This is a genomic window from Burkholderia pulmonis, from assembly GCF_984667975.1.
The window spans coordinates 92,239-112,443 of sequence record NZ_OZ480188.1 but is presented as its reverse complement, the minus strand read 5'-3'; the positions used below and the strand labels follow the sequence as shown (position 1 = coordinate 112,443).

Sequence of the window (20,205 nt, the reverse complement as noted above, 5' to 3'; positions counted from 1 at the left end):
CGGGCGGGTGACGTGACACGCCAACCCGCCCCACATGTCAACGCTTCGGCGCGTATGCGATCGCCTTCATCTCAATCAGCAGGTGCGGGTGCGGCAGCTGGTGCACCGCGACCGTCGTGCGCGTCGGGCCGGTCTCGTCGAAATACTCGCCGTACACCGCGTTGTAGCCTGCGAAATCGTTCATGTTCACGAGGAACGATGAAATCTCGACGAGCGCCGACAGGTCGGCGCCTTCGCTGCGCAGGATGTCGCGGATGTTCTCGATCACCGTGCGGGTCTGCTCGCGGATGTCGAGCTGCACGGTGCCGAGCGCGTCGGCCGACGCGCCGGCGATCGTGTTGTCGGGCCGCCGCGAACTCGTGCCCGATACGAACAGGAAGTCGCCCGCACGCGTGATGTGCGGAAAGCGGCCGCGCGGCGTGGCCTTGCCGGGCACGACGCGGCCCTGGATCGAATGGTCTTGGCTCATGATGGTCGAGTGGTGGTGAATTCGGTGCTGCCGAGCCCGTGCACCGTGCAGTGCACGTGCGCGCCGGCAGGTAATGCGTCGGCGGCCGTCGCGGCGCCGGCCATGATCAGCGAGCCGGCCGGCAGCACGAGCCCGCTCGCGGCGACCAGGCGCGACGCCTGCACGACCGAGCGCAGCGGATCGCCGAGGATCGCGGCGGTCGAGCCGGTCTGGACCACGCGGCCGTCGATCCGCATCACGACGCCCGCGTTGCGCAGCCCGTCGAAACGCGTGCTCCACGGGCCGATCGTCAGGCCCGCCGACGAGCAGTTGTCGGCCACTACGTCCTCCAGCGTGAAGCGGAAGTCGCGGTAACGCGAATCGATGATCTCCATCGCGGGCGCGACGGCTTCCAGGTAGCCGGCCGCTTCGAGCAGCGTCAGCGGCCGGTCGATGTCGCGGCGCGTGAGGAAGCACACTTCCGGCTCCACGCGCGGATGGATGAAGCGCCCGAGCGCGACGTGCCCGCCGTCCTCTTCCAGCATCGTGTCGGTAAGCCAGCCCCAGATCAGGCTGTCGACGCCCATCTGGATCATCTTCGCGCGGCTCGTGAAGCCCAGCTTCACGCCGACCATCGTCTCGCCGCGATCGATGCGGCGCTCGATCGACGCGCGCTGGATCACGTACGCCTCGTCGAGCGAGAACGCGGTGCCGGTCGTCAGCTGCGCGATCGCCTCCGCGTGGCGCGCGGCGTCATCGACGCGGGCGGCTAGCCTGTCGAGATCGGTCATGCGGCCTCCCGTGCCTTCAGCATGTCGAGCGCGACGTCGACGATCATGTCTTCCTGCCCGCCGACCATGCGCCGCCGACCGAGCTCGACCATGATGTCGAACGCCGACAGCCCGTATTTCGCGGCGGCCGCTTCCGTGTGGCGCAGGAAGCTCGAATACACGCCCGCATAACCGAGCGCGAGCGTCTCGCGGTCGACCCGCACCGGGCGCTCCTGCAGCGGCCGCACGATGTCTTCCGCCGCGTCGATCAGCTGCTTCACGTCGCAGCCGTGATTCAGCCCGAGCCGGTCGACCGCCGCGACGAACACTTCGAGCGGCGCGTTGCCGGCGCCTGCGCCCATCCCGGTCAGCGACGCATCGATGCGGTCGCAACCGTGTTCGAGCGCGACGATCGAGTTCGCGACGCCGAGCGACAGGTTGTGGTGCGCGTGCATGCCCGTCTGCGTGGCCGGATCGAGCACGGCCTTCAGCGCATCGAAACGCGCGGCCACGTCGCGCATGCCGAGCGCGCCGCCGGAATCGACCACGTACACGCACTGCGCACCGTAGCTTTCCATCAGCTTCGCCTGTTGTCCGAGCGCTTCGGGCGACGTCATGTGCGACATCATCAGGAAGCCGACGGTATCCATCCCGAGTTCGCGTGCATACGCGATGTGCTGCTTCGAGATGTCGGCTTCCGTGCAGTGCGTCGCGATCCGCACGATGCGCGCGCCGGCGTCGTACGCGGCGCGCAGGTCGTGCACGGTGCCGATACCCGGAAGCAGCAGCGTTGCGACACGCGCACGCTTCACCGTGCCGGCCACCGCCTCGATCCACTGCAGGTCGGTATGCGCGCCGAAGCCGTAGTTGAAGCTCGATCCGGACAGGCCGTCGCCGTGTGCGACCTCGATGCTGTCGACGCCCGCGGCGTCGAGCGCGCGTGCGATCGCGACGGCGCTGTCGAGCGAATACTGATGACGGATCGCATGCATGCCGTCACGCAGCGTCACGTCGGACAGATAGATTTTTTTCGTCTGGTCGGTCATCGCCGATCTCCCGTCATGCTGCGACGCGGCTGGCCGCGATCTGTTCGGCGGCCGCGAGCGCGGCCGACGTCATGATGTCCAGGTTCCCCGCGTACGACGGCAGGTAATGCGCGGCGCCTTCGACTTCGAGGAACACGCTGACCTTCAGCCCAGCGCGGCGCTCGCCCGCGTCGAACGCGAGCGGCTGCGCGGCTGTGTAACGGTCGAACTGGACGGCCTGCTTGAGCCGGTAGCCGGGCACGTAGCTCGCGACCGCGTCGACCATCGTCCTGATCGAACGCTCGATCGCGGCGGTGTCGGCATGCTCGTCGGTCAGGCAGTACACGGTGTCGCGCATCATCAGCGGCGGCTCGGCCGGGTTCAGCACGATGATCGCCTTGCCGCGCGCGGCGCCGCCGACCGTCTCGATCGCCTTCGACGTCGTTTCGGTGAATTCGTCGATGTTCGCGCGCGTGCCGGGGCCGGCCGAGCGGCTCGAGATCGACGCGACGATCTCCGCGTAATGCACGGGCGCGACACGCGACACCGCGTGCACGATCGGGATCGTCGCCTGGCCGCCGCAGGTCACCATGTTCAGGTTCGGTGCGTCGAGATGCTCGAACAGGTTGACGACGGGCACGACGAACGGGCCGATCGCGGCCGGCGTCAGGTCGATCACCTGCACGCCATGGCGGCCGAGCACTTCCGCATGACGCGCATGCGCGCCGGCCGACGTCGCGTCGAACGCGATCCGCACGTTCGCGAATCCGGGCATCGCGACAAGGCCGTCGATCCCGCCGGCGGTGGTCGCCACGCCGAGCCGCGCGGCGCGCGCGAGGCCATCGGACGCCGCGTCGATGCCGACCATCGCGGCCATTTCCAGATGCTTCGAATTACGCAGCACCTTGATCATCAGGTCGGTGCCGATGTTGCCGGAGCCGATGATGGCCACGGCGAGCTTGTCGAGGTCTTTCATCATTCACGCTCCGGTTGGGTAGAGAAATAGGCGCTCACGCTGCCGAGCCCTTCGATCCGTGCGGTGAACACGTCGCCCGGCTGCACGCCGACCATCGGCCCGAGCGCGCCCGTCAGCACGATGTCGCCGGCCCGCAGCGGCGCGCCGACGCGCGCCATCGTGTTCGCGAGCCACAGCGCCGCATGCAGCGGATTGCCGAGGCATGCGGCGCCCGCGCCGACGCTCACCGGCTCGCCGCGCCGCTCCATCGCCATCCCGCACTGGATCGCGTCGAACGCGCCAAGCGCGACCGGCCGGCTGCCGAGCACGAACAGGCCGCTCGACGCGTTGTCCGCGACCGTGTCGGTCAGCCGGATGTCCCAGTTCGCGATCCGGCTGCCGACGATCTCGATCGCCGGCAGCACATATGCGGTCGCACCGATCAGGTCGGCCATCGTGTGCCGTTCGTGCGGCAGGTCGCGTTCGAGCACCAGCGCGATCTCGGCCTCGACCTTCGGCTGCTGCGTGCGCGCCAGCGCGATCTCCTCGCCGTCGGCGATCGCCATGTCGTCGAACAGCATCCCGAAGTCGGGCTGGCCGACGCCGAGCTGCTTCTGCACGGCCGCCGACGTCAGGCCGATCTTGCGGCCGACGAGCCGCCGCCCTGCTGCCCGCTTGCGCGCCGTGTTCGCGCGCTGCACCGCGTACGCGGCATCGAGTGCATCGCCGCCGAGCGCCGCGATCGCGTCGCGCACCGGCGCGCACGACACGCCGTCGCGCTCGGCCGCCCACAACGTGTCGGCGATCGCCTGCACGGCATTCCGGTCGAATTCGTTCATGCGACCCTCACGCAGACGTTGGTCGTTTCGGAGTAGAAATCGAGCGAGTGGCGGCCGCCCTCGCGGCCGATCCCCGACAGCTTGGTGCCGCCGAACGGTGTGCGCAGGTCGCGCACGAACCATGCGTTCAGCCACACGATGCCCGTCTCGATCTGCTTCGCGACACGGTGGCCGCGCGCGAGGTGCGTCGTCCACACGCTCGCGGCCAGGCCGTATGCGCTGTCGTTCACGCGGCGAATCACTTCGTCCTCGCTGTCGAACGGCGCGACGTGGCACACCGGCCCGAAAATTTCCTCGGTCACGCAGCGCGCGGTATCGGGCAGCCCGGTCCAGATCGTCGGCTGCACGAACGCGCCGTCGTCGCGCGCGTCGCCGAAGGCCGGCACGCCGCCGCCCGTCACGACCGTCGCGCCTTCGTCGACGGCCAGCCGGAAATACGACAGCACCTTGTCACGATGGCCGCGCGAGATCAGCGGCCCCATCGTCGTCGCGGGATCGTCGGGTGCGCCGACCCGCAGCGCTTCCGTGCGCGTTTTCAGCGCGGCGACGAAGCGCTCGAAGATCGGCCGCTCGACGTACACGCGCTCGCTGCACAGGCACACCTGCCCGGCGTTGGTGAAGCTCGACTTGACGATGCCGTCCACGGCCGCGTCGAAATCGGCGTCGGCAAACACGACGGCCGCGTTCTTGCCGCCCAGTTCGAACGAGATGTCCTTCACACCGTCGGCGACGGCTTTCATGATTGCGCTGCCCGTGCGCGATTCGCCGGTAAACGTGATCGCGTCGATACCGGCGTGGCGCGTGAGGAATTCGCCGGCCGCAGCCGGCCCGTGGCCGTGCACGAGGTTGAACACGCCGCGCGGCAGGCCGACCGCGTCGATCACCTCGGCCAGCAACGTCGCGGAGCCGGGCGTCTCTTCCGACGGCTTCGCCACGACGCAGTTGCCCATCGCGAGCGCCGGCGCGACCTTCCACGTGAACAGCAGCAACGGCAGGTTCCACGGCGAGATGATGCCGACCACGCCGAGCGGCTTGCGCGTCACGTAGTTGAGGTATTGCGCGCCGTCGGCGGTCTGCGATTCGAAGCAGTCGTCGCCGGCCGTGCGGACGAGATCGGCGAACGTGCGGAAATTCGCGATGCCGCGTGCGATGTCGAGCGAGCGGGCCTGCGCGAGCGGGCGGCCGGTGTCGGCCACTTCGGCCGCGACGAAATCGTCGAAGCGCGCCTGGATGCCGTCGGCGATCCGGTGCAGCCAGTCGGCCCGCTGCGCGGGCGTCGTGTGGCGCCAGCCGGCCGCCTGCGCGGCGCGGGCCGCGCGCACGGCGGCGTCGACCTGCGCGGCGTCGGCCTCGCAGACGCGGGCGATTTCGCGGCCGTCGACCGGGCTCGTATCCGCGAAGGTCTGCGCGGTCTCGACGAACGCGCCGTCGATGTAGTGTCGCAACAGCCGCGTCGGGCGCGCGGCGTCAGTCGTTTCTCGATTCACAACGTCTCCTGCTCGTATGGACTGTCAGCAGGAGTCTAGGGAAGCCGCGCGAGAAGCGACAATCAAACATTCGTCGCTGGCTATGCTAAACGGGAATACCCGCGCGAGCCTCGCGCCGCAAGGGTTCCAGCCCGGCGCTCAGCCTCCCGCCGGGCACTCCTGCACCGCTTCCTTCAGGCATTCGATGAACGCGCGACACGCGGCGCTCTGCTCCTTGTTCGAGCGCACCGAGAACCCGACCGTGCCGAACGCGCCGGTTTCGGGCAGATCGAGCACGCGCAGCAGCCCGGCCTGCGCGAACTGTCGCGCGGCGACGCGCGGCATCAGCGCGATGCGCGGCGTGTCGAGCAGCAGCCCGATGTTGGTGAGCAGCGACAGCGATTCGACGATGTCGGTCGGCAGCGGCAGCCCGGCCGCGCGGAACAGGTGCTCCGCCGCGAGCCGCGACGGCGAATCGGGCGTCGGCAGGATCCACGGCGCATCGACCAGCTCGCGCAGCGACGGCGCCGGATCGGGTACCGGGCCGTAGCCGTTGCCGACCACCGCGCACATCGATTCGTCGAACAGCGCTTCGTGCGTGAGCGGGAACGCGCTCGCGATCGGCAGCTCGCGCTCCGGCAGACGGCCGACGACGATGTCGAGATCGCCGGTGGCGAGCGCCGGGAACAGGTGCGCGGTCGTGCCTTCGCGCACGGTCACCAGCACGTGCGGCGTGCGCGCCTTCAGCATCGCGATCGCGCGCGGCAGCAGCCGCGCCGACGCCGAGATCAGCGTGCCGACGATCACGTGGCCGCTCGTGCCGAGCCGGAAATCGTTCAGCTCGTCGGTCATGTAGCGCAGCTCGGCCATCAGCGACTTCACGCGCCGCCCGAGCAGCAGGCCGAGCTCGGTCGGCACCACGCCGCGGTTCGAGCGCGAGAACAGCGGGCCGTCGAAGCACGATTCGAGTTCGTGGATCACCTTCGTCACGGCCGGCTGCGTGAGCCGCATCTCGTTGGCCGCACGCACCACCGAGCGCGTTTCCAGCACGCGCTCGAAAATCATCAACTGGTTCAGCTTGAGCCGGCGGATCAGGGAGATCTCGCTGAGCGGATTCGCGTCCATGTCTGCTTCGTCGTCGAAAAAGGGGGATGCCGGACCTTAACAACTTTACGTCCGGCGCGCATCGGGAGATGCACGGCCCGCGCCTCCCCCTTGTATCAGTAGACGCCCATCATCGCGGACAGCTCCGCCACATACTCGCCATAACGCGGGTCGCGCTTGATCTCGTCCGGCTGGCGCGGTCGCGGCAAATCGATCTTCACGTCGTGCAGCACGCGGCCCGGGCGCGCGGACATCACCAGCACGCGATCCGACAGGAACACGGCCTCGTGGATGCTGTGCGTGACGAGCAGCACCGTCAGCGTGCTCTGCTGCCAGATACGCAGCAGCTCGACGTTGAGCCGGTCGCGCGTCAGGGCGTCGAGCGCGCCGAACGGCTCGTCCATCAGCATCACGCGCGGCTCCAGCAGCAGGATCTGGCCGATCGCCGCGCGTTGCCGCATCCCGCCCGACAGCTCGTGCGGATAGCGGTCGACGAACTGCGCGAGGCCGAGCGTGTCGAGCAGCGCGGGCAGCCGCGCTTCGACGTGCGCACGCGGCAGCTTGCGCAGCTTCGCGCCGAGCCGGATGTTCGCGCCGACCGTGAGCCACGGCAGCATGTTGCTGGTCTGGAACACGACGCCGATATCGGGATGCGGGCCGGCCACCGGCGTGCCGGCGACGCGGATCGACCCGGCATCGCACGGCACGAGCCCCGCGACCATCCGCAGCAGCGTGCTCTTGCCGCAGCCGCTCGGCCCGAGGATCGACACGAATTCGCGCGGCTGCACGTGCATCGACACCTGGTCGAGCGCGTTGAACGCGTCGGCGCCGCCGCGCGCCGCAAAGCGCTTGCCGGCCTGCTCGACGGCGATCAGCGCGTCCGCGCGGTCGCCGCCCTGGACGGGCGCCGCCGTCGCGCCTTCGGAAACGGAAGCGCGCCGCACCGGGCGCGCGAGATTGACGATCGTCATCAGGCCGTGACTCCTCTCCACCAGACTGCACGTGAAACCAGGTCGACCGCGCCGTAGAACAGCATCGCAAGCGCGGTCACCATCAGGATCGCCGCGAAGCACAGCGGCGTTTGCGCATTCGACGTCGCGAACACGATCAGGTGTCCGAGCCCCGCCTCCGCGCCGATAAACTCGCCGACGATCGCGCCGATCACCGCGAGCGGCATCGCGATCTTCAGGCCGTCCATCAGCGCCGGCAGCGCGGCGGGCAGGCGCAGGTGCCAGAACGTGTGCGCGGACGACGCGCCGAGCGCGCGGAAATGCTCGTCGAGATGGCGCGGCACGCCCGCGAGGCCGCCCATCGTCGCGACGACGATCGGGAAGAACGCGAACAGCACGGCCGCCGCGAGCTTCGACGCGAAGCCGTAGCCGAACCAGACGATCAGCAACGGCGCAAGCGCGATCTTCGGCATGCTCTGCAACGCGGTCACGAACGGCAGCAGCGTGCGCCGCACGAGGTTCGACGTGCTCGCGAGCAGCCCGATCGCGAGGCCGCCGGCCACCGCCAGTGCGAAGCCCGCGAACACTTCCCAGGCCGTCGTGAGCGTATCGGCCAGCAGTTGCGCGCGCATCTCCCAGCCGGCCGCGAGCACCGACGACAGCGACGGCAGCACGTATTCGCGCGTGCCGGTCCAGCGCACGCCGAATTCCCATGCAAGGCCCACGATCGCCCAGAATGCGACCGTTTCGATCAGCCGCTTCATGCCGGGCCTCCCTTCGGCGCATCGCGCGACGCATCCGCCTCGTCGCCGGCGGGCGCTGCAGCCGGCGCGGTACTGCTCGACTTCTCCGCGACGAGATGCGGCGGCGGCGGCACGACGAAGCGCGCGAAGCGGTACTGGTCGAACGATTCGATCGTGCGCTCCCACACCTGCGGCTCGCGCGGATCGCGTTCGCCGATCTGCTCCATCGCGCAGTAGACCTCGACGTTGTTGCCGTCCGGATCCTTGAACACCAGGAAGAAATTGTCACCCGGGCCGTGCCGCCCGATCCCGCGCACGATCTCGACGCCGTGCGACTGCAGCACCTTCACCGAGCGCTCCATCTCCTCGATGCTGTCGACCAGGTACGAGAAGTGTTCGAGGCCCGGGCGCGAATAGCGCGGCAGGTCGTCGAAATCGGGCGAATCCTTCGGCAGCTGCGCGAGCGCGAGATCGTGGTGATCGGTACCCGCGCGCAGGAACACCATCTGTTCGCCGATCCAGTCGGACACCTTCAGGCCCATCACTTCCGTATAGAACTTCGCAGACCGATGGATATCCCGCACCATCAGCACCATGTGTCCGAGCCGCCTGGGACGCAAGCTGTTCATTACCGTTCTCCTGTGTGCCCGCGCGCCGCGCGGGCAGGGTTGGATCGCCGGCGGCGGCGCGCTGCCGCCGCCGCGATCCCGATCGGGTTACTCGACGAAACGATTGGTGTACAGACTGTCGGCCTTGACCTTCGCGCCGAGCGCGAACGCGCGCGACACGAAGCCGAGCGTCGCGTCGATACGTTCGGGGCGCAGCCAGCCGAGCCGGTGGCCGGCCGCGTCGTCGCTGATCAACGCATTGGTCTCGTCGATCTGCTCGCGCAGGATCGTGCGGTCGAGCAGCGGATTGCGCGACACGATCGCGTCGACCGCATCCTGCGGCCGGTCGCGCATCAGCGCATAGCCGCGATACGTCGCATCGACGAAGCGCTTCACGACATCCGGATGCTGCGCGACGTACGCATCGGTCGTCACGATCCCGCTGCCGAGCATGTCGAGCCCGAGATCGCGATACGTGACCTTGCCGAGCGTCTGCCCGGCACGGCGTGCGAACGCGGCCTGCACCGGCAGGCTCGCGCCTTCCCAGCATTCCGACAGGTCGATGCGCTTTTGCAGCAGCGCGGTGTTGATCACGGCCGGATCGAGCCGCACGAGGCGGATCGCGTCGGGCGCCATCCCGTTCTGCTTCAGCCACGCCGGCACGATGTTCTGCACCGCCGACGCGTTGCCGCCGCCGAGCGACAGCCCCGCGAGATCCTTCAACGACTTCGGCTTGAAACCGGGCCGCTCGAGATAGCACATCGCACCCGGCCAGCGCGTGTTGATCGCGCCGACCAGCACCGTGTGGCCGCCGTGCGCGCGATTCAGGATCACGCTGACGGGGTCGCCATAGCCGAACTCGAACAGCCCTTCGTCGATTTCGTTGACGGTCCGCTGGCCGCCGTAGCCGCGCTGCACCGTCACGTCGAGGCCGGCGTCCTTGTAGAAGCCCTTCGCCTGCGCGACCAGGATCCCGCCGGTGCTGCCCTGCGGCAGCCACGCGAGATTGACGCGTACCGCGTCGGCCGCGTGAGCGGCCGGGATCGCGGCCCACAGGCCCGCGGCCAGCACCGCGCCGCGCGCCAGCGCTTGGATGCGCTCAAACATGTCCTCCTCCTGTCTTGTAGTGTTCGGGTTCGGGCCGGCCCGGCATGCGCGGTTACCCGCGCACCAGCGGGTTTTCGATCGAGCCGATGCCGTCGATCGACGCGACCATCACGTCGCCCGGCTGCAGATAGATGCCACGCCCCATGCCGACGCCCGTCGGCGTGCCGGTCGCGATCAGGTCGCCAGGCTGCAGCGTCAGGATCGACGACAGGTAATGGATCTGCTCCGCAATACTGAAGATCATCTCGCCGGTATTGCCGTCCTGCATCATTTCGCCGTTCACGGCCAGCCGCATCCGCAGGTTCTGCGGTTCGGCGATGCACGCGCGCGGCACGAGCCAGGGCCCGAGCGGACCGAAGGTATCGAAACTCTTGCCGCGAAACCAGTCGTGCTTGAACGGATAGTCGGTGCGCCGATTCAGGTCGCGCGCGCTCACGTCGTTCAGGATCGTGTAGCCCGCGACGTAGTCGAACGCATCCTCCACCGCGATGTGGCGGCCCGGCCGGCCGATCACGACGGCCAGCTCGACCTCCCAGTCGACCCGCTCGGCCTGCGGCGGCATCACGACTTCGGCCAGCGTCGGTACCACGCTCGTCTCGGCCTTCATGAACATGTACGGCGAGCTTTCCTCGCGCGGCGCGAGCTCCGTGCCCATCTCGCGTGCATGCTCGTAGTAATTGGACGCGGCCGCGAAAATCCGCCGCGGCGCATACGGCACGCGCAGCCGGTAGCCTTTCAGCGGCTGTGCATCCAGCCGGCCGGCGGCGATTTCGCGCGCGGCCGCTTCGAGGCGCGCGACGGTCTGCGCGCCGCGCAGCGGCCAGTCCGCGACCAGCGTGTCGACGTCGAGCGGCGCGGCGTCGCCGCCCGCCCGTTGCAGTACGGCCTGCGCGTCGTACAGCGCGCCTTCCATCGCGAGCCCCGCCGCGACGCGGCCATTCAGTTCATACGTTGCGATACCGAACCAGATCACGGTTGTCCTCTTTTGTCGTCGTCAGGAAGGGACGAGTGACGCGTATACAATAAATCACTCGTGTATTCATTTGATATTTCTCGTATACTCCTATCGGGTCGGAAACGAATTCCGCGTACACTGCGCGGCGGGTCCGGTCCTGGGCCGCGCGTCGCAAATTGAGCCGCTCCGACGGCGGGCGCATAATGGGCCGGCCCGGCGGCCGCACCGTTCCGCGCGGTTTCCGGCCGGCAGGGGCTGCCGCCGGCGATGTCCACACCACACACGACACGATGACCACGCTCTCTTCCAAGATCTATCGCCTGCTGTTCGACGAGATCATCGACGGCACGCTCGAACCGGGCCAGAAGCTCGAGGAAATCGCGCTTGCCGAGCGGTTCAATGCGTCGCGCACGCCGATCCGCGAAGCGCTGCGCGAGCTGGCCGCGCGCGGCATGGTCGAGCTGACGCCGCGCAAGGGCGTGGTCGTCGCGCAGTTCAGCCTCGACGAACTCGCCGACATGCTCGAAGCGATGTGCGAGCTCGAGGCGCTGTGTTGCCGGCTCAGCGCGCAGCGGATGAGCGTCGTCGAGAAGAAGCAGCTCGAGGAGCTGCAGATCGAGATGAACGAGGCGATCGCGCGCGGCGACGAGGCCGAGTACTTCCAGCTCAACCGCGAATTCCACGAACTGATCTGCAAGGGCGCGCAAAGCAAGTCGCTCGCGTCGATCATCGCGGTGCAAAGGCAGCGCCTCGCGGGCTTTCGCGCGGCGCAGCCCGCGTCGCCGAAGCGCTTCGAGGCGGCCACCGACGAGCACCGCGAAATCGTCGACGCGATCCTCGCCGCCGAGCCCGAGCGCGCGTACAACGCGATGCGCGACCACACCGCGCGCCTGTCGATCGTCGTGCTCGGCCGGCTCAAGCGCCAGCGCAACGAGCGCGAATCGATCTGACGGCAGGCAGGCGCGGGCGCGCGGCGCGTTGAGCCGCATCATGCGCGCGCCTCGTCGATCGACGGCATCGTGAAGCCGAGCGCGTCGAGCTGCGCGAGCAGCGCACGCGTGTCGGCCGGCGCATGCGACGCGAGCGGCGCACGCACGCGCGCCCAGTCGCCATGCCGCGTGAAATGCGCGACCACGGCCTTCAGCGCCGGAATCATCGACGGCGATTGCAGCGCGGTGCGCACGGTCGACACGCGCCCTTCCCACGTCGCGCGCTCGACGGCCGTCGGCGCCGCGAGCAGTTGCGCGATCGCGTGCGGCTGCAGGTTCGCGGTCGCCGAAATGCAGCCGGCCGCGCCGAGCGGCAGCGCGCGGCCCAGCAGCGCCTCCGACGCCGGAAACACCGCGAAACCCGGAAAGCGTTCGAGCATCGTCACCGTGTTCGCCCAGTCGCCCGAACTGTCCTTGATGCCGACCACCGTGCGCGGATACGCGGCGACCAGCCGCTCGATCAGCGTGTGCGTGATCGGCACGCCCGTCAGTTGCGGGATGTGATACAGCAGCACGCGCAGCCGTTCCGAGCCGACCGCGTCGATCACGCCCGCGTAATACGCGAACAAGCCTTCATCGCTCACGCCCTGGTAGAAGAACGGCGGCAGCATCAGCACGCCCGCGCAGCCGGTCGCCACCGCATGGCGCGTCAGCGCGATCGCGTCCGGCAGCGCGCACGCGCCGGTGCCCGGCAGCACCTGCGCGGGATCGATGTCGGCGGCCGCGATCTCGTCGAGCAGCGTGCAGCGCTCCGCGACGCTCAGCGAGTTCGCCTCGCTGTTGGTGCCGAACGGCGCGAGGCCCGCGCCCTGCCCGACGAGCCAGCGGCAGAACGCGACGAAGCGCGGCGCGTCGATCGACAGGTCGGCGCGAAACGGCGTGAGAACGGGCGCGAACACGCGCGGCGTGGCAAAGGCTGACATGCGGGAGTCTCCGGTTGGATGAGCCGATCGGCGGGCCGTCATGCGGATGCGCTGAAGAAATCCAGCATCGCGTCGCCCAGCAGCGTTTCGCCCGAATCGAAATGGGCGACCACCGACGTGTGGTTGTGGCGCGGCATCTGCAGGAAACGCGGTGCGCGTCCCGGGCGGCGTTCGCTTTGGCGCGCACGTGCGACGCGCTCGAAGAACGCGGCGCCGTACGCGTCGAGATAAGGGTTCTCGTATTCGGCGACGACGATCATCAACGGCACGTCGATGCGCTCCGCATACGCGAGCGGCGAGCGCGCGGCGTAGCGCGACGGGTCGTCGCCGAAATACGCGCGCACGCCGGCTGCGTTCGGGTTGTCGGGCAGCGTGTCGGCCGCGAGCCGCGCGCTGATCAGCACGGCGCCCGCGACGCGTTCGCCGCGCCGCGCATCGAGCAGCGGATCGCCGAGATACGTCGCGACATGCGCGCCGCCCGCCGAATGCCCGACGACGAAGATCCGCCCCGGATGGCCGCCATACGACGCAATGTGCGTGCGCGTCCAGTCGAGCGCCGCCGCGATGTCCTGCGCGCCGGCCGGATACGGCGCATCGGGCGCCAGCCGGTATTCGACGTTGACCGCGACGTAGCCATGGCGCGCGAACCAGCGCGGCACGTTGTCGTAGATCAGCCCGTTGATGCTCTTGCGGCCGCGCACGAACGCGCCGCCGTGCACGAACAGCACGACGTCGGCCGGCGCGCCCTGACGGGTCGCGTGCTGCACGAACACGTCGAGACGCTGACGCGCATCGGGCCCGTACGGAATGTCGCGCTCGATCTCGCAGCCGAGATCCGTCGCCGCACGCGCGGCGACGAGCGGCGTGTACGTGCCGATCACCCAGTCGCGATGCGCGTCGATGTCCTGCCCCCAGACGGCGCCGATCTCCGCGAAGCGCGCCCTCAGCGCTTCCGACAGATTGCCCAACGGTTCCTGCCAAGCGTGCATCCCCTGCCTCCCTGCATGACGGCTAACGGCCGGCGTGTGCCGGTGTTCCGCCGTTCGAACGGCGACGGGGACCATTCTGGTATATAAATCTCGTTTTGTGTATACACAATCACTACGTAGTATACCCAATGAGAATCCAGGCATTTTTGCGCGACAGTCACGCCCATGCACTCATCCGTCGCACGCCGACATTCTTCAAGGACACCCATGGACAAGCTTCGCCACATCGCGCTTTCGGTCGACGATCCGGAAGCGGCCGCGCAATTCTTCGAGCGTGCGTTCGGCATGCGCCGCGCGGGCAACGCGATGCGCGGGATCTACATGACGGACGGCACGATCAACGTCGCGCTGCTGAACTTCAAGGACGAGACGGTGCCCGGCTATGCGGGCCTGAAGGACGTACGCGGCGTGATCCACTTCGGGATGTGGGTGGACGACGTCGACGCGACCGCCGAGCGCGTCGTCGCGGCCGGCGGCACCTACCTGACCGGTCGGCACGAGCAGGATCCGAACGTGTTCTATGAAGTGAAATACCGGATGCCCGACGGCACGGTGTTCGACATCACGTCGAACGGCTGGAAGGGCGCGGTGAAGGAAGTCGTGCCGGCCGGCGCAGCGGGCACGCAGCCGTGACCGCGCGGCTGGCCGTACTCGCGCTGGTGCCGTTGCCGGACACGACGCTCGACGCGCTGCGGCGCGACTACGTGCTGCACTATCACCCGGACGGCATGCCGGCCGAACTGGCCGAAGCCGCCACGATCCGCGCGGTCGTCACCAACGGCACCTGCGGGCTCGACGATGCACGCGTCGCGCGCCTGCCCGCGCTTGAAATCGTCTGCGCATTCGGCGCCGGCTACGAGAACGTCGACGTTGCGGCCGCCGCGCGGCGCGGGATCGTCGTCACGCACGCGCCGGGCACCAATGCGGCGACCGTCGCCGACCACGCGATCGGCATGCTGCTCGCGCTTGCGCGCGGCTACGCGCCGCTCACCGGCGCGGTGCGGGCCGGCCGCTGGCATGCGTCGCGCGCCGCGCGGCCGACGCTTGCCGGCGCCGCGCTCGGCGTGATCGGCATGGGCCGCATCGGCCGGCTGATCGCCGCGCGCGCGCAGGGCTTCGACATGACGCTCGGCTATCACGCCCGCGGCCCGCACGACGACGCGCCCGGCCGCTACTACACCGACCTCGTGCAGCTCGCGGCCGACAGCGACTTTCTCGTGATCGCGTGCCACGGCGGCCCGGCCACCCGGCATCTGGTCGACCGCGCGGTGCTGCGCGCGCTGGGGCCGCACGGCTACGTCGTCAACGTCGCGCGCGGCTCGGTGCTCGATACGGCCGCGCTGCTCGACGCGCTCGACGCGGGCGAGCTCGCGGGCGCCGGGCTCGACGTCATCGAGCACGAACCCGACGTGCCGGCCGCGCTGTTCGGCCATCCCGACGTACTCGTCACACCGCATGTCGCGGGCCGCTCGCCCGCCGCATGGCTCGCCCAGCGTGACGCGCTGCTCGCGAGTCTCGCCCAGCACTTCTCCCGCCTGCCCGTCGAATTCGCGGTGCGCGCCGCGTAGGCACGAGCGGCGCATCCCCGCGCCGTTTCGTTCGCCGCGCCGCCGCGCGCCGCTTCGGAGATCGCCACCATGAAGGTTCGATCGTTGTGCCTCGCCGCGCTGTACTGCGCGGCCGCCGGCCTGCTGGCCGGCCGTTCCTCCCACGCGCAATCGTCCGCGACGCTGTACGGCCTGATCGGGCTCGACGTCGCCAGCGCGAAGCGCAGCGGCGGCCCGCCGGCCGCGATCGCGATGCAGAGCCCGGGGCTCACCGCGCCGTACTGGGGGCTGCGCGTCACCGAGGATCTCGGCGGCGGCTACCGCGCGCTCGCCGTGCTCGAAAGCTTCTTCCAGCCCGTCAACGGCGGCATCGGCCGCACGTCGGCCGACCCGTACTGGGGGCGCAACGCGTATGCGGGCATCGAAGGCCCGTTCGGCACCGTGACGATGGGGCGGCAGACCAACCTGCTCTATCTCGCCGAACAGGCCGTCAATCCGTTTCGCGCGTCGGTCCTGTTTTCGCCGCTGGTGATGCAGACCTTCGTTGCGACCTACGGCGGCGCGATCGCCGGCGACACGGTCTGGAACAACGCGATCCAGTACACGAGCCCGACCGCCGGCGGGCTGACCGCGAGCGCCGTCTACGCGCCCGGCGGGCTCGCGGGCGCGAACGGCGCGGCCAACGCGGGCCTGTCGCTGCGCTATGCGAACGGCCCGCTCACGGCCGTCGCGACCGCGCAGCGCACGCGGATCGTCGCAGGCGCCGTCGCGCCGACCCAGAACGCGTACCTCGCCGGTTTCGCGTACGCATTCCCGCGCATCACGCTGTACGGCGCGCTGCAGGGCACGCGAACTTCCGCGACCGACACGGGTTCGCACACGTTCGAAGCCGGCCTGTCGGTGCCCGTCACGTCGCGGCTGGCCGCGCTCGCCGAATGGGCGTACACGCGCCGCACCGCGTTACGGACGGCCGTGTCGCGCAACACCGGCGCGGCCGGGCTCGACTACACGCTGTCGCGGCGCACCGACGTCTATGCGCTCGCCGTGTACGACCGGCTCGGCGGCAGCGGCGTCGCGGCGACCTGGGCGCTCGGCATCCGGCACCTGTTCTGACGCCGCGCGAATCGCGTATCCGGGTCTACCCGCTATAACCAAATCGCTGTTTTGTATAAAAAAGAAGTGCTTCGAATTCAACAACGTCCGTGCGTATAATTTTTCTCAGTTCATGTATACACGAACACGGTTCATGAACCGGCACGGCCCGCGTCCCGCTCGCGTCATGCGAACCGGCCGCCGCCCGCGGGATCGCCTCGCACGATGCCCGTCCGGCGCAAGCCGCTTCGCCCCGGAAAACAACGACGACTATTTGGAGACCGAATGAAAAAGAAGCTGATCGCGTCCAGTGTCATGCTGCTCGCCTGCGCCGGTGCGCATGCGCAGTCACGCATCTGGCTGTCCGGTTACATGGACCTGAACATCGAGCACCTGATTTCGTCGGGCCCGGGCGGCAACATCACGCGGATGTCGAGCGGCGGTCTGAACAATTCGCGCTTCAACCTGAGCGGCGTCGAGGATCTCGGCGGCGGCAACAAGGCCGTCTTCACGATCGAGCCGATGTTTTCCGCGAACACGGGCGTGCAGTCGGCGCAGTTCCGGCAGTCGTTCGTCGGCCTGAAGGGCGACTGGGGCGAGCTGACGATGGGCCGCCAGTTCACGCCGTCGTACTGGCTGGCCGGCTATGCGGACCCGACGTGGGCGGCCGATTTCAGCATGGTCAACGACATGCAGTTCTTCTACGCGACCTATCGCGTCGACAACTCGCTGCAGTACAAGACGCCGACCTTCCACGGCTTCACCGGGCGCGTGATGATCACGACCGGGCTCGGCGACGGCACGCGCGCCGGGCGCTTCTTCAGCACCGGCATCGAATACCGCAACGGGCCGCTGTTCCTCGGCGCCGTGAGCGAGCTGCAATACACGCGCGACATCTTCCGTTCGTCGCAGATCCATTCGTCGCGCGACAACTATTTCTCGGCCGTGTACCGCTTCGGCGGCTTCGAGCCGACCGTGATCTACCACACGTACAACGGCTACTACGCGTATCCGCCGTACGTCGCGTTCAACTCGCAGGGCTGGGACGCGCAGATCGGCGCGCGCTGGAACATCGACGGCATCAACCGTGTGTACCTGAGCGTCGTCCATCGCCACGACGACAACAACACCAACATCTCGAGCGCGACGGGCGGCGTGATCGGCTACATCTACAGCCTGTCGAAGCGCACCGACCTGTACGTGACCGCCGCGCACGTGAAGAGCCAGCATCGCGTGCCCGTCGCGTATCCGGTCACGTTCCAGGTGTATCCGGACGGCGGCCAGAACCCGTCCGGCTTCCAGATCGGGATCCGCCACGCGTTCTGATCGACCGAACAACCCGCGCGTCGCGACCGGCGATCCGGCCGTGCGCGACGCCACGCAAACATCATGACAAGGAGACGTTCATGCTTCGACCACGCAACACACGCATTCCGCAGGCCCGGATCATCGGCCCGGCCGCCGCATCGATCCTGATCGCGGCATCGGCACTGGCCAGCGCCGCGCAACCGGCGGCGGAAGCCCCCGCCGCGGCCAGCACGAGTGTTGCCGCCTCCGGGACGCCCGGCACGCCGGGCGTCGCCGATCCGTATCTCGCCGGCTGGCTGCGCCTCACGCCCGAGCGCCGGCCGGTGCCGCAGAAACCCGGCGTCGACTACGGGATGGACCCGGCCACCGGCCAGTTCGTGTGGCCGAAGGCGACGCCCGAAGTCCACCAGGGGCAGCGTTTCCCCGGCGAGCTTTCGACGTGGGACAACAAGAGCTACACGAAGAACGTGAAGGTGCTCGCGTTCTACCCGGGCGTCGATTCGCCCTTCCATGCGTGGAACAACATCGTCGACTTCGACGGCAAGCGCTACCTGTACATCCACGACCGCGACTACCTGCGCATCATGGACGTGACCGATCCCGCGCACGGCAAGGTCGTGTTCTCGAAGGGCGGCGTGTGGGGGCCGAAGGGCTCGAGCGAGCACTTCGATCCGAACAACGTGCACGACTACCTCGGCGGCGCGACAGTTGCGTGGAGCCGCAAGCTCGGCAAGCCGGTGCTCGTCGCGTCGTTCGAGATCGGCCGCTACGGGCTGATGACCGAGAAGATCGACCAGCCCGACAAGGTCGCCGCGCAGCGCCACTACAACTCGCTGAAGGGCTTCCGCGTGTACGAGATGGACGGCCCGCTGCCGAGCCAGTGGAAGCTGCTCGCGACGCGCACGACCGACTACCGCCACCCCGACGCGCCGATCGGCCAGCAGCAGGGTTCCGGCTCGCTCGATGCGCCCGAGTACTACGGCGGCAAGTACATGATCGTGTCGGCCGCGCCCGACGACAGTTATGCGCTGACCGAGTATCCGAACTACCTGTACTCGCCGGGTTACCAGGTATGGGACATGTCGGACCCGGCGAACCCGGTGTTCGTGTCGCAGATCGCGGTGCCCGGCCAGATCCTCGGCAACGAGGAACACGAGCAGGCGTACCTGATGAATCCGCGCGCCGGCAACCGGACGTCGTGGATGGGCTCGCGCAACCCGATCTTCCTGCCGAAGCCGCTGGAGAACGGCGGCAAGATCGGCTTCGGCGCGATGGGCGGCCTCGGCTTCTACTCGTTCGACCTGAGCGACCCGGCGAAGCCGAAGATCCTCGGCAACGTGAACACGCCGCCGAGCTTCGCGGGCACCGAGTTCGACAACGCGGACGTGAGCCAGTACGCCCGCACCGGCTACGTGCTCACGAACGGCTATCCGATGAACCGCGACTGCTACGAGCCGTACAAGGACATCTTCGTCGTCGATGCCCGCGACCCGTCGCACCTGAAGGTCGCGGCCAAGCTGCCGGTGCCGGAAGTGCCGGCCGGCGCGCCGTTCACGAGCTTCTGCCAGCGCGGCGGCAACTTCGGGCCGAAGCGCGCGAACGCGATCGGCCAGCCCGGCACCTGGCGGCAGGGCATCGTCCCGTACTCGTTCTACAACGCGGGCGTGCAGATCTACGACGTGAAGAACCCGGCGAAGCCGACGATTGCCGGCTACTTCGTGCCGGCGCTCGCGGACGAGAAGGAACTGCCGTCCTATACGCTCGGCAAGGGCGTGTTCGCGATCTACACGGAGTACGACCGCAACATCATCTGGGCCTTCACGGAGAACGGTGCGTATGCGCTGTCGACGCCGCTGCTCGGCGAGCCCGTGCTCGGCAAGCCGACGAAGCCGTGGCCGCCGCGTTGAGCGGCGCAGTGAAACGGCCGGGCGGGTGACCGTCCGGTTCGGGTCGCGCGCCGCGGCCACGGCCATACGCGGTGCGGCGCGCATTTCATGACACCGCATCGTTTCGATCCCCGCCGGGCGACCGGCGGATTCACGTTCAAGGACGTTTCCCCGATGATGTTCAAACCGTTTGCCGCACCGCTGCTATGCGCGCTCCTGCTCGCCACGACGGCGACACCCGGCCGCGCCGCCACGTCGGCCAGCGAGCAGACCTGCCGCGCGTGCCACACGCTCGATACGACGAAAGTCGGGCCGCCGTTCCGCGCGATCGCCGCGCACTACCGCAACGATTCCGATGCGCTCGCGAAACTTCAGAAAAGCATGCTCGAAGGCAGCAGCGGCAAATGGGGCGGCGCGACGATGCCGCCCAACGCGATCTCGGCCGACGATGCGGCGCGGTTCGCGAAGTGGATCATGTCGCTGAACCGGGACGGGAAGTAG

21 protein-coding genes are annotated in these 20,205 nt (G+C 68.8%); 7 read left to right on the top strand and 14 right to left on the bottom strand.

Features of this window, described 5'->3' with window-relative positions; genetic code table 11:
* Positions 1-37 precede the first annotated feature (37 nt).
* From AC5LXK_RS32395 to AC5LXK_RS32340, 12 genes are all read right to left on the bottom strand, one after another.
* Complete coding sequence (locus tag AC5LXK_RS32395) at positions 38-469, bottom strand: RidA family protein (protein WP_493394699.1); 432 nt, start codon at positions 467-469, stop codon at positions 38-40.
* Positions 466-1,239, bottom strand: coding sequence for a 2-keto-4-pentenoate hydratase (locus AC5LXK_RS32390; RefSeq protein ID WP_493394698.1), 774 nt, complete (start codon positions 1,237-1,239; stop codon positions 466-468). Before AC5LXK_RS32390 ends, AC5LXK_RS32395 begins: the two co-directional genes overlap by 4 nt.
* Positions 1,236-2,264 carry a 4-hydroxy-2-oxovalerate aldolase gene (gene dmpG, locus AC5LXK_RS32385; protein WP_493394697.1) on the bottom strand — a complete coding sequence of 343 codons (1,029 nt, stop codon included), beginning with the start codon at positions 2,262-2,264 and terminating at the stop codon, positions 1,236-1,238. The genes AC5LXK_RS32390 and dmpG overlap by 4 nt, the downstream gene beginning before the upstream one ends.
* Positions 2,265-2,277: 13 nt before the next feature.
* A complete protein-coding gene (locus AC5LXK_RS32380) occupies positions 2,278-3,222 on the bottom strand; it encodes an acetaldehyde dehydrogenase (acetylating) (RefSeq protein ID WP_493394696.1) in 945 nt (314 codons plus the stop codon).
* Positions 3,219-4,037 (bottom strand): 2-keto-4-pentenoate hydratase, encoded by an 819-nt coding sequence (locus AC5LXK_RS32375; RefSeq protein ID WP_493394695.1) that lies wholly within the window; start codon positions 4,035-4,037, stop codon positions 3,219-3,221. Before AC5LXK_RS32375 ends, AC5LXK_RS32380 begins: the two co-directional genes overlap by 4 nt.
* The gene (locus AC5LXK_RS32370) at positions 4,034-5,524 is read right to left on the bottom strand and encodes a 2-hydroxymuconic semialdehyde dehydrogenase (protein ID WP_493394694.1); all 1,491 of its coding nucleotides are present in this window, start codon (positions 5,522-5,524) and stop codon (positions 4,034-4,036) included. Before AC5LXK_RS32370 ends, AC5LXK_RS32375 begins: the two co-directional genes overlap by 4 nt.
* A gap of 138 nt (positions 5,525-5,662) precedes the next feature.
* Positions 5,663-6,628 (bottom strand): LysR substrate-binding domain-containing protein, encoded by a 966-nt coding sequence (locus tag AC5LXK_RS32365; RefSeq protein ID WP_493394693.1) that lies wholly within the window; start codon positions 6,626-6,628, stop codon positions 5,663-5,665.
* A 95-nt stretch (positions 6,629-6,723) separates the two neighbouring features.
* Positions 6,724-7,578: an ABC transporter ATP-binding protein gene (locus AC5LXK_RS32360; RefSeq protein ID WP_493394692.1), complete on the bottom strand. Its 855-nt coding sequence runs from the start codon at positions 7,576-7,578 to the stop codon at positions 6,724-6,726.
* Positions 7,578-8,321, bottom strand: coding sequence for an ABC transporter permease (locus AC5LXK_RS32355; protein WP_493394691.1), 744 nt, complete (start codon positions 8,319-8,321; stop codon positions 7,578-7,580). The genes AC5LXK_RS32360 and AC5LXK_RS32355 overlap by 1 nt, the downstream gene beginning before the upstream one ends.
* The gene (locus AC5LXK_RS32350; RefSeq protein ID WP_493394690.1) at positions 8,318-8,929 is read right to left on the bottom strand and encodes a VOC family protein; all 612 of its coding nucleotides are present in this window, start codon (positions 8,927-8,929) and stop codon (positions 8,318-8,320) included. The genes AC5LXK_RS32355 and AC5LXK_RS32350 overlap by 4 nt, the downstream gene beginning before the upstream one ends.
* Positions 8,930-9,016: 87 nt before the next feature.
* A complete protein-coding gene (locus AC5LXK_RS32345; protein WP_493394689.1) occupies positions 9,017-10,015 on the bottom strand; it encodes an ABC transporter substrate-binding protein in 999 nt (332 codons plus the stop codon).
* A gap of 52 nt (positions 10,016-10,067) precedes the next feature.
* Positions 10,068-10,988, bottom strand: a complete 921-nt coding sequence (locus AC5LXK_RS32340; RefSeq protein ID WP_493394688.1) for a fumarylacetoacetate hydrolase family protein — start codon at positions 10,986-10,988, stop codon at positions 10,068-10,070.
* A gap of 272 nt (positions 10,989-11,260) precedes the next feature.
* Here AC5LXK_RS32340 and AC5LXK_RS32335 point away from each other — a divergent pair, with 272 nt between their 5' ends.
* On the top strand, positions 11,261-11,920 hold the full coding sequence (locus AC5LXK_RS32335) for a GntR family transcriptional regulator (RefSeq protein ID WP_175846737.1): 660 nt from the start codon (positions 11,261-11,263) through the stop codon (positions 11,918-11,920).
* A 38-nt stretch (positions 11,921-11,958) separates the two neighbouring features.
* Here AC5LXK_RS32335 and AC5LXK_RS32330 read toward each other — a convergent pair whose 3' ends face one another.
* Positions 11,959-12,882, bottom strand: coding sequence for a dihydrodipicolinate synthase family protein (locus tag AC5LXK_RS32330; RefSeq protein WP_493394687.1), 924 nt, complete (start codon positions 12,880-12,882; stop codon positions 11,959-11,961).
* A 38-nt stretch (positions 12,883-12,920) separates the two neighbouring features.
* The gene (locus tag AC5LXK_RS32325) at positions 12,921-13,871 is read right to left on the bottom strand and encodes an alpha/beta hydrolase (protein WP_493394686.1); all 951 of its coding nucleotides are present in this window, start codon (positions 13,869-13,871) and stop codon (positions 12,921-12,923) included.
* Between the two features lie 207 nt (positions 13,872-14,078).
* On the opposite strand from AC5LXK_RS32325, the gene AC5LXK_RS32320 reads away from it, so the two are divergent.
* From AC5LXK_RS32320 to AC5LXK_RS32295, 6 genes are all read left to right on the top strand, one after another.
* The gene (locus AC5LXK_RS32320; RefSeq protein ID WP_011350343.1) at positions 14,079-14,504 is read left to right on the top strand and encodes a VOC family protein; all 426 of its coding nucleotides are present in this window, start codon (positions 14,079-14,081) and stop codon (positions 14,502-14,504) included.
* Complete coding sequence (locus AC5LXK_RS32315) at positions 14,501-15,439, top strand: 2-hydroxyacid dehydrogenase (RefSeq protein ID WP_493394685.1); 939 nt, start codon at positions 14,501-14,503, stop codon at positions 15,437-15,439. Before AC5LXK_RS32320 ends, AC5LXK_RS32315 begins: the two co-directional genes overlap by 4 nt.
* 69 nt (positions 15,440-15,508) lie before the next feature.
* Entirely contained in the window at positions 15,509-16,531 is a 1,023-nt protein-coding gene (locus AC5LXK_RS32310) for a porin (RefSeq protein WP_493394684.1), read from the top strand.
* 264 nt (positions 16,532-16,795) lie between these two features.
* Entirely contained in the window at positions 16,796-17,836 is a 1,041-nt protein-coding gene (locus AC5LXK_RS32305) for a porin (protein WP_493394683.1), read from the top strand.
* 80 nt (positions 17,837-17,916) lie between these two features.
* Positions 17,917-19,725, top strand: coding sequence for an LVIVD repeat-containing protein (locus tag AC5LXK_RS32300; protein WP_493394682.1), 1,809 nt, complete (start codon positions 17,917-17,919; stop codon positions 19,723-19,725).
* Positions 19,726-19,878: 153 nt separating this feature from the next.
* Positions 19,879-20,205 carry a c-type cytochrome gene (locus AC5LXK_RS32295; protein WP_493394681.1) on the top strand — a complete coding sequence of 109 codons (327 nt, stop codon included), beginning with the start codon at positions 19,879-19,881 and terminating at the stop codon, positions 20,203-20,205.

What these genes read in the sequence shown, in the direction of transcription:
- AC5LXK_RS32395 (WP_493394699.1), bottom strand. Translation starts at nt 469, where the DNA reads ATGAGCCAAGACCATTCGATCCAGGGCCGCGTCGTGCCCGGCAAGGCC.
- AC5LXK_RS32390 (WP_493394698.1), bottom strand. Translation starts at nt 1,239, where the DNA reads ATGACCGATCTCGACAGGCTAGCCGCCCGCGTCGATGACGCCGCGCGC.
- dmpG (WP_493394697.1), bottom strand. Translation starts at nt 2,264, where the DNA reads ATGACCGACCAGACGAAAAAAATCTATCTGTCCGACGTGACGCTGCGT.
- AC5LXK_RS32380 (WP_493394696.1), bottom strand. Translation starts at nt 3,222, where the DNA reads ATGATGAAAGACCTCGACAAGCTCGCCGTGGCCATCATCGGCTCCGGC.
- AC5LXK_RS32375 (WP_493394695.1), bottom strand. Translation starts at nt 4,037, where the DNA reads ATGAACGAATTCGACCGGAATGCCGTGCAGGCGATCGCCGACACGTTG.
- AC5LXK_RS32365 (WP_493394693.1), bottom strand. Translation starts at nt 6,628, where the DNA reads ATGGACGCGAATCCGCTCAGCGAGATCTCCCTGATCCGCCGGCTCAAG.
- AC5LXK_RS32360 (WP_493394692.1), bottom strand. Translation starts at nt 7,578, where the DNA reads ATGACGATCGTCAATCTCGCGCGCCCGGTGCGGCGCGCTTCCGTTTCC.
- AC5LXK_RS32355 (WP_493394691.1), bottom strand. Translation starts at nt 8,321, where the DNA reads ATGAAGCGGCTGATCGAAACGGTCGCATTCTGGGCGATCGTGGGCCTT.
- AC5LXK_RS32350 (WP_493394690.1), bottom strand. Translation starts at nt 8,929, where the DNA reads ATGAACAGCTTGCGTCCCAGGCGGCTCGGACACATGGTGCTGATGGTG.
- AC5LXK_RS32345 (WP_493394689.1), bottom strand. Translation starts at nt 10,015, where the DNA reads ATGTTTGAGCGCATCCAAGCGCTGGCGCGCGGCGCGGTGCTGGCCGCG.
- AC5LXK_RS32335 (WP_175846737.1), top strand. Translation starts at nt 11,261, where the DNA reads ATGACCACGCTCTCTTCCAAGATCTATCGCCTGCTGTTCGACGAGATC.
- AC5LXK_RS32330 (WP_493394687.1), bottom strand. Translation starts at nt 12,882, where the DNA reads ATGTCAGCCTTTGCCACGCCGCGCGTGTTCGCGCCCGTTCTCACGCCG.
- AC5LXK_RS32325 (WP_493394686.1), bottom strand. Translation starts at nt 13,871, where the DNA reads ATGCACGCTTGGCAGGAACCGTTGGGCAATCTGTCGGAAGCGCTGAGG.
- AC5LXK_RS32320 (WP_011350343.1), top strand. Translation starts at nt 14,079, where the DNA reads ATGGACAAGCTTCGCCACATCGCGCTTTCGGTCGACGATCCGGAAGCG.
- AC5LXK_RS32310 (WP_493394684.1), top strand. Translation starts at nt 15,509, where the DNA reads ATGAAGGTTCGATCGTTGTGCCTCGCCGCGCTGTACTGCGCGGCCGCC.
- AC5LXK_RS32305 (WP_493394683.1), top strand. Translation starts at nt 16,796, where the DNA reads ATGAAAAAGAAGCTGATCGCGTCCAGTGTCATGCTGCTCGCCTGCGCC.
- AC5LXK_RS32300 (WP_493394682.1), top strand. Translation starts at nt 17,917, where the DNA reads ATGCTTCGACCACGCAACACACGCATTCCGCAGGCCCGGATCATCGGC.
- AC5LXK_RS32295 (WP_493394681.1), top strand. Translation starts at nt 19,879, where the DNA reads ATGATGTTCAAACCGTTTGCCGCACCGCTGCTATGCGCGCTCCTGCTC.